Annotated in this window: 17 protein-coding genes; 10 read left to right on the forward strand and 7 right to left on the reverse strand. The window is 72.7% G+C overall.

Features of this window, described 5'->3' with window-relative positions; translation table 11 throughout:
- The first annotated feature begins 256 nt into the window (after nucleotides 1–256).
- From D7044_RS28600 to D7044_RS28610, 3 genes are all read left to right on the forward strand, one after another.
- Nucleotides 257–1171: a MurR/RpiR family transcriptional regulator gene (locus D7044_RS28600; RefSeq protein WP_120679621.1), complete on the forward strand. Its 915-nt coding sequence runs from the start codon at nucleotides 257–259 to the stop codon at nucleotides 1169–1171.
- The gene (murQ, locus tag D7044_RS28605) at nucleotides 1168–2127 is read left to right on the forward strand and encodes an N-acetylmuramic acid 6-phosphate etherase (RefSeq protein ID WP_187398835.1); all 960 of its coding nucleotides are present in this window, start codon (nucleotides 1168–1170) and stop codon (nucleotides 2125–2127) included. The genes D7044_RS28600 and murQ overlap by 4 nt, the downstream gene beginning before the upstream one ends.
- Before the next feature lie 506 nt (nucleotides 2128–2633).
- Nucleotides 2634–3623, forward strand: a complete 990-nt coding sequence (locus D7044_RS28610) for a sigma-70 family RNA polymerase sigma factor (protein WP_199716810.1) — start codon at nucleotides 2634–2636, stop codon at nucleotides 3621–3623.
- A 69-nt stretch (nucleotides 3624–3692) separates the two neighbouring features.
- On the opposite strand, the gene D7044_RS28615 is transcribed toward D7044_RS28610, so the two are convergent.
- The gene (locus D7044_RS28615; RefSeq protein WP_120679625.1) at nucleotides 3693–4664 is read right to left on the reverse strand and encodes a C40 family peptidase; all 972 of its coding nucleotides are present in this window, start codon (nucleotides 4662–4664) and stop codon (nucleotides 3693–3695) included.
- A 543-nt stretch (nucleotides 4665–5207) separates the two neighbouring features.
- On the opposite strand from D7044_RS28615, the gene D7044_RS28620 reads away from it, so the two are divergent.
- Nucleotides 5208–5690, forward strand: coding sequence for a DUF6232 family protein (locus D7044_RS28620; RefSeq protein ID WP_120679626.1), 483 nt, complete (start codon nucleotides 5208–5210; stop codon nucleotides 5688–5690).
- A gap of 16 nt (nucleotides 5691–5706) precedes the next feature.
- Here the strand turns inward: D7044_RS28620 and D7044_RS28625 are convergent, their stop codons facing one another.
- Together D7044_RS28625 and D7044_RS28630 are read right to left on the reverse strand one after the other, a co-directional pair.
- The gene (locus D7044_RS28625; RefSeq protein WP_120679628.1) at nucleotides 5707–6033 is read right to left on the reverse strand and encodes a DUF3817 domain-containing protein; all 327 of its coding nucleotides are present in this window, start codon (nucleotides 6031–6033) and stop codon (nucleotides 5707–5709) included.
- Nucleotides 6034–6058: 25 nt separating this feature from the next.
- A complete protein-coding gene (locus D7044_RS28630) occupies nucleotides 6059–6487 on the reverse strand; it encodes a hypothetical protein (protein ID WP_120690759.1) in 429 nt (142 codons plus the stop codon).
- A gap of 131 nt (nucleotides 6488–6618) precedes the next feature.
- On the opposite strand from D7044_RS28630, the gene D7044_RS28635 reads away from it, so the two are divergent.
- The 3 genes from D7044_RS28635 (at nucleotide 6619) to D7044_RS28645 (ending at nucleotide 7907) form a co-directional block, all read left to right on the forward strand.
- Entirely contained in the window at nucleotides 6619–6939 is a 321-nt protein-coding gene (locus D7044_RS28635; protein ID WP_120690760.1) for a DUF6158 family protein, read from the forward strand.
- Nucleotides 6939–7274, forward strand: a complete 336-nt coding sequence (locus D7044_RS28640) for an SRPBCC family protein (protein ID WP_120690761.1) — start codon at nucleotides 6939–6941, stop codon at nucleotides 7272–7274. The genes D7044_RS28635 and D7044_RS28640 overlap by 1 nt, the downstream gene beginning before the upstream one ends.
- 90 nt (nucleotides 7275–7364) lie before the next feature.
- The gene (locus D7044_RS28645; protein WP_120690762.1) at nucleotides 7365–7907 is read left to right on the forward strand and encodes a DUF1360 domain-containing protein; all 543 of its coding nucleotides are present in this window, start codon (nucleotides 7365–7367) and stop codon (nucleotides 7905–7907) included.
- A gap of 63 nt (nucleotides 7908–7970) precedes the next feature.
- Here D7044_RS28645 and D7044_RS28650 read toward each other — a convergent pair whose 3' ends face one another.
- From D7044_RS28650 to D7044_RS28660, 3 genes are all read right to left on the reverse strand, one after another.
- On the reverse strand, nucleotides 7971–8177 hold the full coding sequence (locus D7044_RS28650; protein WP_120679638.1) for a hypothetical protein: 207 nt from the start codon (nucleotides 8175–8177) through the stop codon (nucleotides 7971–7973).
- A 36-nt stretch (nucleotides 8178–8213) separates the two neighbouring features.
- Nucleotides 8214–8447: a hypothetical protein gene (locus tag D7044_RS28655; RefSeq protein WP_407663369.1), complete on the reverse strand. Its 234-nt coding sequence runs from the start codon at nucleotides 8445–8447 to the stop codon at nucleotides 8214–8216.
- A gap of 369 nt (nucleotides 8448–8816) precedes the next feature.
- Nucleotides 8817–9902, reverse strand: a complete 1086-nt coding sequence (locus D7044_RS28660; protein ID WP_120690763.1) for a 3-deoxy-7-phosphoheptulonate synthase — start codon at nucleotides 9900–9902, stop codon at nucleotides 8817–8819.
- 362 nt (nucleotides 9903–10264) lie between these two features.
- Here D7044_RS28660 and D7044_RS28665 point away from each other — a divergent pair, with 362 nt between their 5' ends.
- A complete protein-coding gene (locus tag D7044_RS28665) occupies nucleotides 10265–10489 on the forward strand; it encodes a hypothetical protein (protein ID WP_120679643.1) in 225 nt (74 codons plus the stop codon).
- Here the strand turns inward: D7044_RS28665 and D7044_RS28670 are convergent.
- The gene (locus D7044_RS28670; protein WP_120690764.1) at nucleotides 10456–11211 is read right to left on the reverse strand and encodes a phosphodiesterase; all 756 of its coding nucleotides are present in this window, start codon (nucleotides 11209–11211) and stop codon (nucleotides 10456–10458) included. The two genes, D7044_RS28665 and D7044_RS28670, sit on opposite strands and share 34 nt — an antisense overlap.
- 122 nt (nucleotides 11212–11333) lie before the next feature.
- On the opposite strand from D7044_RS28670, the gene D7044_RS28675 reads away from it, so the two are divergent.
- Together D7044_RS28675 and D7044_RS28680 are read left to right on the forward strand one after the other, a co-directional pair.
- Nucleotides 11334–12626 carry a M16 family metallopeptidase gene (locus D7044_RS28675; protein WP_120690765.1) on the forward strand — a complete coding sequence of 431 codons (1293 nt, stop codon included), beginning with the start codon at nucleotides 11334–11336 and terminating at the stop codon, nucleotides 12624–12626.
- Nucleotides 12623–13960, forward strand: coding sequence for a M16 family metallopeptidase (locus D7044_RS28680; protein ID WP_120679650.1), 1338 nt, complete (start codon nucleotides 12623–12625; stop codon nucleotides 13958–13960). Before D7044_RS28675 ends, D7044_RS28680 begins: the two co-directional genes overlap by 4 nt.
- Nucleotides 13961–13982: the final 22 nt, after the last annotated feature.

Raw genomic sequence — 13982 nt, forward strand, 5'->3', positions numbered from 1 at the left:
GCGCGGGCCGACGCCGCCGACTCGTCCGATCCCGGACTGCCGAACCGGATGCCGTGTGACGCCGTACGGTTGGAGTGGATCGGATGCCCGTGTCAGCGGCGACCGTCGCGGGACGGCGGTCCCGGCCCGGCGGCTGACGCGTCGTCGCGGCGAGGGTGGCACGCTGTCCCGGATGGTGGGCCGCGGTCGGTGGTCCGTCCCTCAACACGCGGGAGTCATGGTTGACGCTCACGCCTCATGAAAGTAAGTTTCATCCGTGGCGAAGAGTCCGAAGATTTCTGCGAGTCACGAGCCCGGTGGGCTGATCGTCCACATCAGTGGCTTGCTCCCGTCGCTGTCGCCGGCCGAACAGCGGGTTGCCCGACTGGTCGTGGCCGACCCCGCGGACGCCGCGCGCCGGACCATCACGGACCTCGCCACCGCAGCCGAGACCTCCGAGGCGACAGTCATCCGGTTCTGCCGCTCCGTCGGCATGGACGGCTACCCGCAGCTGCGCATCCGGCTCGCCGCCGAGGCCGCCCGCCGGATCGAGCCGCCCGACGCCCGGGTGGTCGGCGGTGACATCCCACCCGGCGCCGACCTGGCCCAGATCATCGCGACGATCGCCTTCAACGACGCGCGTGCCGTCGAGGAGACCGCCGAGCAGCTCGACCCGGCCGTCTGCGAGCGGGTGGTCGACGCGATCGCGGGCGCCGGCCGGATCGACGTCTACGGCGCCGGCGCCAGCGGCTTCGTGGCCTCCGACTTCCAGCAGAAGCTGCACCGGATCGGCCGCACCGCCTTCTACTTCCCCGACGTGCACACCGCGCTGACCTCGGCCGCATTGCTGGGCCGGGGCGACGTGGCCCTCGGCATCTCGCACACCGGCACCACCTCCGACGTCATCGAGGTGCTGGAGCAGGCCCGCGCCCGGGGCGCCGCCACGGTCGCGCTGACGAACTTCCCGCGTTCGCCGATCACTGAGGTCGCCGACTACGTGCTCACCACGGCGGCTCGGGAGACCACGTACCGGTCCGGGGCGATGGCGAGCCGGCTGGCCCAGCTCACCGTGGTCGACTGCCTCTTCGTCGGGGTGGCCGCCCGCAACCGGGCCCGCGCCAAGAAGGCCCTGGAGGCGACCGCCGAGGCCGTCCAGTCCCACCGGGTGGGCGGCGGACGGAGGCGGGCGTGACCACGGGCGCCGTGGAGCCGGATGAGGTGTCGACGCCCGCCCCGGACGCCCGCCCGGTCGTGCGGGTGGGCGCTCCCACCGAACGCCGCAATCCGCTCAGCGCCGATCTGGACCTGATGTCCACCCGGGACGTGCTGGCGGTCATCAACGAGGCGGATCGGCTGGTGCCGGCCGCCGTCGCCGAGGTGCTCGACGAGATCGCCGCCGCGGTCGACCTGGCCGTGACGGCGCTGCGCGGCGGGCACCGGGTGCACTACTTCGGTGCCGGCACCTCGGGCCGCCTCGGCGTGTTGGACGCCGCCGAACTGGCCCCCACCTTCAACTCGCCCCGGGACTGGGTCTGCGCCCACCTCGCCGGTGGGCCGCAGGCCGTGTGGCGGGCCGTGGAGAACGCCGAGGACGACGACCGGGGCGGAGCGGCCGAAGCGGCCGACTGCGTACGCGCCGGTGACCTGGTGGTCGGTCTGGCCGCCAGCGGCCGCACCCCGTACGTCCTGGGGGCGCTCGCCGCGTCCCGCGCCAAGGGCGCCTCGACGGTGCTGCTCTGCGCCAATCCGGAGGCGGAGGCCGCTCGGTCGGTGGACGTCTTCATCGGGGTGGATACCGGACCGGAGGTGGTGACCGGATCGACCCGGATGAAGGCGGGCACCGCGCAGAAGCTGGTGCTGAACGCGTTCTCCACCGCCGTCATGGTCCGGCTGGGCCGGGTCTACTCAAACCTCATGATCGACATGGTGGCCACCAACGCCAAGCTCCGGGGCCGGATGATCTCGATCCTGATCGAGGCCACCGGCTGCTCCGAGGAGGTCTCCCGACGGGCCCTCAACGAGGCCGACGGTGACCTGAAGACCGCTCTCGTCTCGCTCGTCTCCGGTGCCGGGGTGCCGGCCGCCCGGGCCGCCCTGACCCGCGCCGACGACCAGGTACGCGGAGCGCTCGCCCTGCTCGCCTCCTGACCCGACGTCGAACGGTAGCCGTCACCTCACCCGGAGCAAGGATCGCGCCGGGGATGATCCGGGCCGGAGGGCGCCCCGGGGGTGTTTGTTCGAACTGGTCGCGGGCCCGTCCGGCGAGTGGGCATAGAACCCGGCCACGGATTGTTCACCGAGGCGCGGGGTAATACCAAGTACGTGGATGAACCGCCCCGTCCACCGGTGCGTATTCGGCAGTGACCAGGATCGCACCCCTGGTGGTGACCCGGGTCGCTGTCCCCCTCCTATCCGCAGTGCTGCCATATCAGGGGCGACGGTGAGCGGTCGTGCCACCGGCCCGTACGTGGTGCCCAAGGCGAGCCACCCGGCGGGGTGCTGACAGCAAACATGGATCGCGCTTTCAGCTACTACTCAGGCATTCGTGACAGTTTCGACTCACGACATGGAATCCCCGACACGTCTCAACTGTTGTGTAGGTGTCACCACCGACGGGCACAGCGGTACGCGGGGGAGGGCTGATGGACGTGGGGATGGCAAGGAACCGGGCAACCGGCGCGAGCGAGGGGACCGTGGGCAACGTGGACAAGAACATCGGCATGCGAACCGACGAGGTCGCCGAGGAGCGTGACCTGGTCGGCGTCTACCTGCACGAGATCTCCCGGACGCCACTGCTGGACGCCGCCAAGGAGGTCGATCTCTCCAAGGCGATCGAGGCCGGCCTCTACGCCGAGCACCTGCTCGACGAGGACCGCGTCCCCGACGGCGTCGCCCGTGAGGACCTGGAGCGGCTGGTCGTCGAGGGGGAGCGGGCGAAGGACCTCTTCATCCGCGCGAACCTCCGACTGGTCGTGTCGATCGCCCGCCGGTACGTCCGGTCGGGGATGCCCATGCTGGATCTGATCCAGGAGGGCAACACCGGTCTGGTCCGGGCGGTCGAGAAGTTCGACTACGAGCGGGGCTACAAGTTCTCCACCTACGCCACCTGGTGGATCCGCCAGGCGATCAGCCGGGCCATCGCCCAGCAGGAGCGCACCGTCCGACTGCCGGTGCACCTGGTGGAGGACGTCAACCGGATGCGCAACGTGGCCCGGCAGCTCACCCGTGAGCTGGGCAGCGACCCGGAGCCGGAGCAGATCGCGGCGGCCCTCGGCGTGACCGTCGAGCGGGTCAACGAGCTGGTGCGCTGGTCGCAGGACACCGTGTCGCTGGACACGCCGGTCGGCGACGACGGGGACACCAACCTCGGTGACCTGGTGGCCGACAGCGACGCCCCGTCGCCGGAGGACATCGTCCTGACCGGGCTGGAGCGGCAGCGGATCGAGGGTCTGCTCAACCACCTCGACGACCGTTCGGCCGGCATCATGCGGGCCCGCTACGGGCTGGAGGACGGCCGCGAGCACTCGCTCACCGAGGTCGCCTCGCGGTTCTCGCTCTCCCGTGAGCGGATCCGGCAGCTGGAGATCCAGGCCCTCGGCCGGCTCCGTGAGCTGGCCCGGGCGGAGGGGCTCCAGGCGGCCTGAGACACCGACGAAGACGGCGAACGGCCGGCGTCCGATAGGGGGACGCCGGCCGTTCGCCGTCAGGTGGGATCAGCGCACCCGGCCGTACCCCTGGATGGGCATCATGTTCATGCCCCGCTTGAGCACGTTGCGACCGGCGCTCGGCGCGTCGATCACCTGGCCGTCGCCGACGTAGAGGGCGACGTGCCCGAGCCCGCGGTAGAACACCAGGTCACCCGGGCGCAGCTCGCCGCGGCCGACGTGGGATACCGCACCCCACTGCATCCGGGCGTTGTGCGGTAGCGACTTCCCGGCCGCCCGCCAGGCCGCCGAGGTCAGCCCCGAGCAGTCGTAGCCGTTGGGGCCGGAGCCGCCCCAGACGTACGGCTTCCCGATCGCGCCGTACGCGTACCGCACGGCGGCGCCGGCCTGACCGGAGACGGCGGGCGCCTGGTGGTCGGCGGCGGGCTTCGCCGCCGGCGCCTCGGTCGCCCGTCCGTACGCCGTGCGGCGCAGGTCGTAGAGGCGGTCGAGGTCCCGCTCGATGCGGGACTTGGTGCCGGCCAACGCGCGTGCCTGGGCGTCCTGCCGTTGGAGCACCTTGTTCAGGCGGGTCTTCTCGTCGACCAGTTGGCGCTGGCTCTCGGTGAAGCCGGAGATCCGCGCCTGGCGTTGCCGGGTCAGGTGCTCGATCGTGCCGAGCCGGTCGAGCATCGCCGCCGAGCCGCCGGGGCGCAGCAGCGCGTCCGCGGTCTGCAGGGCGCCGGTCTTGTACGCGGTCGCGGCGATCTGCGCGACGTCGGCCCGGCCCTGCTCGGTCTGCCGTTCCAGCGGGCCGATGCGGGCCTGTAATCGGTCCACCGCGGCCTTGTTGGTCTTGATGTCCTCACGGAGCTTGTTGTACGACTCGACGACCCGTTCCAGTTCCGTCGAGGAGCGCTCGATCTGGCGGTTGAGGTCGGCGGGGGAGGGCTCTGCCCGGGCCGCCGTGGCCGGTGCGACCAGCGCGGCCGACAGGCCGACGACTGCCAGTGTGCGCAGCAGTTTTCTCAGGGATGACAAGAGCGGAAGGCTCCTCTCCCACGGCCACCGGCGGGTGCTGACGCCCCCGGTGGCACCGGACCGGGGCCCTCCGGATGGTGGGCACTGGGCCGGGCCGGCTCGCTCAACCTAACCCGGGACGGGAGTGATCCGCAGTGGAAGTCGGGACGTCTGTTGGCAAAGTGGTAGCAAGTGCCACCTGCGGCAGGTGACCCACTGTGATCATTAACGAGGCGGTCGCGCCTGGGGCGCGCCAGGGATGCGGCTTTTGCCCAGACAATGGAGTTCGTCGTTCTGGACGTATGCCGCCGGAATGCGGCGCCCCATAACCGATAAAGACGGAAATGGATTCCCATTCCTGGCCATGTACCGCTCCGGCCTGCCGACGAGGCCCGGCAAAACCCGATCTGAGCTGGCAGGACGGCAACACAATGAAGCCGTAGCCGGGATTCCCGTCAAGCGGCATTGAAGGTGTGAGGCCGGGACGGGCCGACCCGACGGACGCCGCGGGAGGAAGCCGTGAATCCTGAAGGCGCGACCACACGAGCACCGGGATCACCGAGGGTGACCGGCGCCCGGAAGACCCTGCTCTACGCCCGCCCCGGCATCGTCGTGACGATCGACAGGTTCACCGTCGGCCGCAACACCTACCGGGTCGCCCACCTCACCCACCTGCGCAGCACCCGCGGCCCGCACGACCGGATCGCCGTACGGGCGGTGGCGACCAGCGGGGCGATGATCGGTGGAGTCGGCCTGCTGCTCGGCTTCACCGGCGGGCTGCAACGGCTCACCGCGGGCGCGTACCTCATCTTCGGCGCCGTGCTGCTGGTGCCGGCGCTGCTGGCGACCGTCGGTGACCGCTGGCGGCCCCCGGCGTACGAGCTGTGGGGCGTGTACCAGGGCGAGGAGGTGCTGCTGTTCAGCGCCGACGACGAGCGGCAGTTCGGACAGGTCACCCGGGCCCTGCTGCGGGCCCGGGAGATGAACCGGTACGGCGGGTGGAACGAACCGCTCGCCTCGGCCGATCCGTGGCGGCCGAGCCGTTGACCGGAGGGCCGGTCGCTCAGCCGGCGATCGGCTCCGGGGTGCGCTCGGCCGGGCGGTGCAGCCAGGCGGTCGCCCGGCGCTCGGCGTAGAAGGAGACGAACGGCACCGTGCCGGCCAGCATCACGCCGAGCATCCGCTTCATCGGCCAGTTCGCGCGGCGGGACAGGTCGAAGGTGGCCACCAGATAGATCATGTAGAGGAAACCGTGCGCCGGGCCGACTGTCTCCACCACGACCGGGCTGTCGAACAGGTACTTCAGCGGCATACCGATCACGACCAGCACGATCAGCACCACGCCCACGATCCAGGCGATCGCGCGGTACCGGGTAAGGGCTCCGCCCACCTCTGTCCGTCCTTCCGAACCCGGCTCAGCCGGGATAGTCACCGGGCCGAGCGCCCGGGTTGGCGTTCAACCATGACAGGTAGCGGTTGTACGCGGCCAGGTCGGCGTCGTCCTCCACGCCGTTCAAGACCGCCGGGACGCGGGTCACCCGGACCGGCCGGCGTACCACCGGTCGCGTCGTCGAACCGCGCTCGCCGACGATCGGCTCGACCTCGGCTACCGACTCGACACGCTGCTCCGGCTCGTCACCACGCACGGTGTGTCGCGCCTCACGCCACCACACGAAGACCACGAACCCCGCGAAGATCGGCCACTCGAAGGCGTACGCCCAGCTGAGCGTGTTGCCCCCGGCGGCCCGGCTGATCTGCCACCAGCCCAGCGCGAGGAACGCGACGACCAGGACGACCATGGCCGTGTGGCGTGCGATCCACACCGGGGTCCAGAGCCGCTTCATGGCATCGAGGGTACCGGCCCGCCCGGCGCTCTCCGACGAGGTGTCGTAGTTGTCATGGGTCCGGGACGTTTGGTGCCACCCGGCGTGGGCAACCGTTTAGACGCCAGCCCAGACGAGACCAGGGGGGCCAGATGAGACAGGAAGGCTACCCGCCGGGCGGTGGGGCCAGCCCGGAGGAGCGGGTCATCGAGTGGAGCGGCGACCACCTCGCCGACCCCACCACGCTCGGCCCCGGCCTCGACGGTGAGCTGGGTGTCGACCCCGCGGAGCTGCCCGACGAGGACCTGATCCGCGAGATCCACAGCCTGCACCGGACCCGGCTCGACACGCTGCGGCACGCGGCCGATTCGGCGCTCGCCCACCACCTGCGCCGGACCGCCGAGCTGGAGACCGAGTACCTGGCCCGGTACCCGAGCCGGGAGATCGACCCGAGCCGGCTGCGGGACGAGTGATGGCGCACGCCGAGCGCGGCATGTCCGCGCCGCCCGAGGTCGTCTTCAACACCGCCACCGACCCGGACCGGGCAGCGGCGTGGTTGCCCCCGTTCCTGCGCGCCGACGGCGCACCGACCCCCGAGATCCGCGGCGAGGAGCTCCGCGCCCGGTGGCGGATCGCCTCGCCGACCGAGCTGACGGCGGAGATCCGGGTGGACCCGGAGAACGCCGGCGGCGCGCGGATCCGGTTCGACCTCTCCGGCGGGTCCGGCGGACAGGACGCCGAGCGGCTGGCCGCCGAGGCGCTGGACAGCCTGGCCCGCGAGGTGGCCGACAACCTTCAGGCGGGCTGAACCCCCGCGGAGCACCCCCGCCGGCCGCCAGGGCCGGAACCGTCGGCGATCCGGTCGGCGGAGCGCAGCAGGCGAGATCGAGGAGGCCGGGTGACCCCCTACGGCTTGAGGAAGAAGGCGACGCGGCTGCGCCAGGCGTACGCGCCGCACGAGCACCGCCCACTCGGCGGCTACCTGGCGGCGATGGGCGCGTACGCCGGGGTGACCGGGGCCGTCGCGGGTCTGGTCCGGGCGACCGGTCGGCCGGTGCCCGAACGTCCCGCGCCGGCCGACGTGGTGCTGCTGAGCATCGCCACGCACAAACTGAGCCGGTTGCTGTCGAAGGACGCGGTCACCAGCCCGCTGCGCGCCCCGTTCACCCGCTACGACCGGCCCATCGGCAGCGGCGAGGTGATGGAACAGGTACGCGACTCGGGCAGCTCCACCCGGCACGCCATCGGCGAGCTGCTCAGCTGTCCGTTCTGCCTCGCGGTCTGGGTCGCCACCGGACTGACCGGTGGCCTGGTGCTCATGCCGCGGCTCACCCGCCTGGTGGCCACGGCGCTGACCGCGGTGGCCGCGTCCGACTTCCTGCAGATGGGATACGCGGTCGCGCAGCAGGCCGCCGAGAGCGGCGGGCGGCACGAGGAGTAGACCTCGACCGACGACCGGGGGGCCGGCGCTTCGCGCCGGCCCCCCGTCAGGTGAACGTCCTCGTCACGTCGGTGTCGTTCCGCCGTCCTCGCCCGCCCAACCACGGGACGCCTCCGGTTCCCGTTCACCCTTGTCCTCGCCGGTGACCACCTCGCGGTCCACCGCCGTCCGGTCGTGCTCGTCGGCGAAGTCCGGCTCGGGCAGGCTGTCCACGCCCGCCGGGGGCTGACCCAGCGCCGGGACCCGGTCGTGGTGCTGCTCGTGGGACATCTCGTTCTCCTCTCCCCCCGGGGAGCGGGGGCGGTCTCAGGTGACCGTGCCGCCCAGCAGGTCGGCCGCCTCGTCGACCGAGTACTCCCCCTCGGGCAGCGCGCAGATCCGGGTGAGCCATTCGGAGGGCAGCTCGGCGGCGACGGCGCGCCGGTAGATGTCCGCCTGGCTGACCCGCTCCTGGCCGCGGTACAGGTCTTCGAGCAGGTCGTCGAGGCGTCGGGTGTCCGGCTTCTCGGTCACGGGTACGTCGTCGGTCACGGCGATCAGCTACCCGTGCCGGAAACGGTCAAACGTCACGCGCGCGAGCGAGAGCCCGGAGGCGGAAACAGCGGCGCCCCGGCCGGATGGCCGGGGCGCCGCTGGGCGTCGGTGTGCAGGTCGCCTCTCGGCGAGTGGCTCGACGCGGCTCCAGCCGGACGGTATTCCGCGAAGGCAATTGGGTGAGGCCCGGGGACACTGGACACACCGACACCCCTCACAACCACGCCACCCCCGCGACTCTTCCGCACCCCCCCTGTGCCCTACACCACACCCCTCCGCCCGTTCCGCGCCGACCCCGCACCGGTCCCGTTGATCAAGAGATTCGCGTCGGATCCGCGCGCCCTCGTGACGCCGAGCTCTTGATCACGCAGGACGTCAGGCGCGGGTGGGCAGCGACGCGCGGCGGGCGCGGACGGCGGAGGCGAGCTGGTCGAGGACGTCGGCGGTGGTGTCCCAGCCGATGCACGCATCGGTGATCGACTTGCCGTACTCCAGCTCCCGGGTCGGGTCCAGGTCCTGCCGGCCGGGCTGGAGGAAGGACTCCAGCATGATGCCGACGATTCCGCGCTGCCCGGCGGAGAGCTGGGCGGCCACGTCCGCCGCCACGAGCGGCTGGTTGCGGTGGTCCTTGCCGCTGTTGGCGTGGCTGGCGTCGATCACCACCCGCTCGGGCAGGTCGGCCCCCCGCAGCAGGTCCAGCGCACCGGCCACCGACTCCGCGTCGTAGTTCGGCCGGCCGCCGCCACCACGCAGCACCAGGTGGCCGTCGGCGTTGCCCCGCGTGTGCATGATCGCCGGGGTGCCGGAGAAGTCGATGCCGGGGAAGACATGCGGCACGCCGGCCGCCCGGATCGCGTCCACGGCGGTGCCGATGCTGCCGTCCGGGCGGTTCTTCATGCCGATCGGCATGGAGAGCCCGGAGGCGAGCTGGCGGTGCACCTGACTCTCCACGGTGCGGGCCCCGATGGCCCCCCAACCCACCGCGTCGGCGATGTACTGCGGGGTGATCGGGTCGAGGAACTCGCAGCCGACCGGCAGGCCGACCCGGAGCACGTCCAGCAGGAGCGCGCGAGCCAGCCGAAGGCCCGTGTTCACGTCGCCCGAGCCGTCCAACCGCGGGTCGTTGATCAGCCCCTTCCAACCCACCGTCGAGCGGGGCTTCTCGAAGTAGACGCGCATCACGATCAGCAGGTCGTCGGCGAACCGGTCCGCCGCCTCGCGCAGCCGCCGGGCGTACTCCAAGGCGGCGACCGGGTCGTGCACCGAGCACGGGCCGACCACCACCAGCAGGCGGTCGTCGGCGCGGTCGAGCACCCGGCCCACCGCGCGCCGGCCGGTCAGTACGGCCGAGGCGAGCGTGTCGTCCAGGGGCAGCTCGTGGTGCAGCAGGGCGGGGGTGGTCAACGGCACGACACGGTCGATCCGCTGATCGCTGACCCGATCGGTCTCCGGGGTCGTCACGGTGGGCTTCCTTCCGCCGACCGTGCCCGGGGCCGGTGCCCGGGTCGAGCCGGCTGCTCGTACGCGAAGGGCAGGACCAGAAGGCCCTGCCCAGCCGGCTCGAAGAGGAGTGACGTCAGTTCATGGTGAAGTCACCGGCTCCTCCAGCCGGCTGCCTAAACCATCGATACGACCGCGTCACGGTGCACAGCGTACCCGACGGATCGCGCGGCGTTCAGTCCCACGTCCGCGGCGTCCCACGCCGGTGGTGCGCGGGCGTGTCGACCGCCGCGCCGGGGTATGAGGGGTGGCATGAGCGAGCGAATCAATCGGCACGGCGCGGGCGAGCCGCAGAGCGCCGCCGACCGGAGGGGGGCGTCGGCATGAGCGAGCCAGGCGGTGGCACCGGCGACGAGCAGGAGCGCGTCGAGTCCCGGGCCCACCTGCTGCCGGAGGAGAAGGCAGTGGGCAGCGACGACCCCGAGGCGCAGGCCGACGCCATCCTCACCGAGTCCGACGCCCGCGAGGACCGGAACGTGGCACCCGACACGCTGCTGGAGCACCGGACGTCGGCTCAGACGGTGACGCCGATCGAGCCGCCGGACTGAGCCTCGACCCCGCGCGCCCGGCGGGAACCCCGGTAGGACTGCCCCCGCAACCACGCCATCGCCCCGACCGCGCGCAGCCCGGCCGGCAGGTTGCCGATCGGGTCGAACGCCAACGCGGCGTCCTGCCGGGCGCTGAGCTGGGTGCCGATACTGACCTGGCCGAACGGGCGCCACGGCCCGACCGCGGACGCCGTCGCGAGCACCAGGCGCGGCTCCTCCGTCCGGGTCGCGGCGGCCACCTCGGCGAGGCTGCGCCCCAGGTCGATCGAGTCCGGGTCGGCCAGCGCGGCCAGCCAGAGCCGCCGACCACGATCGGCTCGCAGGGGCACGATCGTGCTGTACGTCCCGGCGAACCGTCGACGGGGCAGCGCCACCGCCCGCAGCACCGGCCGCGCGCCGCTGGAGCTGACCAGCAGGTCGACCGGGCGCGGCCCGTCCGTGTGCACCCGCACCGCCAGGCCGAGCACGTCCGGCCAGCTCCCCGGGGTGGACGTGCCCTTCGAGAGGCGGATCGTCGCCGGGTAGCGGCCCGGCTCGTCGAGGAAGGCCACCCCGGTCGGCGGGCCCGACGTACCCCAGATCGTCACCTCACCCGCGAACGACCGGCCGGCGGGATGGAAGAGCCGGGCCCGCCGCAGGCGGGTCAGGAAGGCGGAGGCCCGGCAGACGGCGTCGCCCGCGCGTTTCGCGAAGGCGGACGGGCGGGCGGTGGGCGCGGACATGCCCCTGCGGTACCCCGGCCCGCCCGGTCGATGCGCGTGGCGGGCGAGCACCGCAGCCGGCGACGGCTCGCCCGACCTCGTCGTGTCCCGTTTCCGCCCCGGAGATCGGATAGCGTCGTCCCATGCCCGAGAGCGGTTACCCCTGGCCCATCGAGACGACCCGACTGGACAACGGCCTGCGCGTGGTGGTGAGCGAGGACCGCACCGCGCCGGCGGTCGCGGTGAATCTCTGGTACGACGTCGGTTCCCGGCACGAGCCGCAGGGGCAGACCGGCTTCGCCCACCTCTTCGAACACCTGATGTTCGAGGGCTCCCTGAACGTGGCGAAGACCGAACACATGAAGCTCATCCAGGGCTCCGGCGGATCGCTCAACGCCACCACGAACCCGGACCGGACGAACTACTTCGAGACGGTGCCGGCCGAGCACCTGGAGTTGGCGCTCTGGCTCGAGGCGGACCGGATGGGCGGGCTGGTACCGGCCCTGACCCAGGAGACGCTGGACAACCAGCGCGAGGTGGTCAAGAACGAGCGGCGGCAGCGCTACGAGAACGTGCCCTACGGCGACGCGTGGCTGCGGCTGCTGCCGCTGCTCTACCCGCCGGGTCACCCGTACCACCACGCGACCATCGGTTCGATGACCGACCTGAACGCCGCCGACCTCGCCACGTTCCAGGAGTTCCACCGCACGTACTACGCGCCGAACAACGCCGTGCTCACCGTGGTCGGCGACGCCACCGCCGCCGAGGTCTTCAAGCTCGCCGAGAAGTACTTCGGCGTCATCCCGCCGCGGGCGGACATCCCGGCCGCGCCGGACGGCCGGACGGTGCCGGCCACCGGACGGCCGGCCAGCGAGACGGTCACCACCAACGTGCCGGCCCCGCGGGTGTACGTCGCGCACCGCACCCACGCCTTCGGCAGCACCGGGTACGACGTGCTCACCGTGCTGGCCACGGTGCTCGGCAGCGGTCGGGGCAGCCGCCTCTACCAGCGCCTCGCCGACGGCGAGCGGATCGCGCAGCCGGACCTCGTGGGCGCGTACGGGGTCGACCTGGCGCACGCCCCGGCGCCGCTGATCGCGACTGCGACGGCCCGCCCCGGGGTGGACGGCGAGCGCTTGGCCGCCGGGCTGCACGCGGTGGTGGACGAGTTGACAACCGTTCCGGTCACCGCCACCGAGCTGGACCGGGCCAAGTCGCTGCTCAGTACCGCCTGGTGGCGCCAGATGTCGACGGTGGACGGTCGCGCGGACACCCTCGGCAGGTACGCCACCCAGCTCGGCGACCCGGCGAAGGCCGGCGACCGCCTGCCGGGCTGGCTCGCGGTGACCGCCGAGCAGATCGCCGAGACCGCCGCCGAGGTGCTCGCCGCCGACGACCGGGTGACCCTGACCTACCTCGCCGAGGAGAAGCCATGACGCTGATCGCCACGCGCCCCGGACCGGGCGCCGCCCGCCCGTACCGGTTCCCGCCGGTCGTCCGCCGCGCGGTGGCCGGCGGGCAGGTCGTCGCCGCCCACCTGCCCGGGCAGAACCTCGCCGTCGCGTTGCTGCTGCTCGACGCGGGCGCCGAACGGGAGCCGCTCGGCAAGGAGGGGCTCGGCGGGGTGCTCGCCAAGGCACTGGAGGAGGGGACTGCCCAGCGGGACGCGGCCGCCTACGCCCTCGCCGTCGAGGGGCTCGGCACCGAGCTGGTGACCGGGCTGGACTGGGACTCGTTCCAGGTCAGCGTGCAGGTGCCGGTGGACCGGCTGGCCGCCGCCGTGGAGCTGCTCGCGGAGGCCGTGCGTACCCCTCGACTCGACCCCGTCGACGTGGCGCGGGTACGCGACGACGAGGCCACCGGGCTGCGGATGGACTGGGCCAACCCGGGGCCGAGGGCGGACGCGGCGCTGCGCGCCGACCTCTTCGGCGGGCAGAACCGCTGGGGCCGCCCGATGTACGGCGACCCGGAGTCGGTCGCCGGCCTGGACGTCGAGGACGTCCGGGTCTTCCACTCGGAGTGGTTCATCCGGCCCGGCACCCTGATCGTCGCCGGTGACCTGGACCGGCTCGACCTGGAGGCGCTCGGCGCGGCCGCCTTCGCCGGCACCGGTGGTGGCCCGGTCGAGCGGGGCGGCCCGGTCGAGGCGCCGTTGCGCAGCGGGCGGCGGATCATCCTGGTGGACCGGCCCGGCTCGGTGCAGTCGACGCTGCGGCTCGGGCACCCGGCCCCGCACCGCGCCCACCCCGACCATGTGGCGATGACGCTGGCCGGCACCGTCCTCGGTGGCGCCTTCACGTCGCGGCTGAACCACCTGATCCGCGAGGTGCGCGGCTACACCTACGGGATCCGGGGCGACTTCGCCTCGTCGCGACGGTTCGGGCGGTTCGGGGTCAGCTCCGGCGTGCAGACCGCGGTCACCGCGCCGGCGCTGGTCGAGGCGGTCGGCGAGATCTCCCGTACCCGCAGCGGCGGGGTGACCGAGGAGGAGCTGGCCGTGGCCCGCTCCTGGCGGGCCGGGCAGCTGTCGGTGGAGTTGCAGACCCCCCGGGCCATCGCCTCGGCGCTGACCACGCTGGTGGTGCACGACCTGCCGGACGACTACCACGCGCGGCTGCGGGAGGCACTGCTCGCCGCCGACGTCGACGCGGTGAGCGCCGCGGCCGCCACCCACCTGCACCCGGACTCGCTCACCCTGGTGGTCGAGGGCGACGCCGCTGTGATCCGCGACGACCTGGCCGCCGCCGACCTGGGCGAGATCGTCTCCTAACCCCTGCGCACCTTCACGGAAA

Origin of the sequence: Micromonospora musae, assembly GCF_003626635.1 — a bacterium.
In the GTDB taxonomy this organism is placed as follows: domain Bacteria; phylum Actinomycetota; class Actinomycetes; order Mycobacteriales; family Micromonosporaceae; genus Micromonospora; species Micromonospora musae.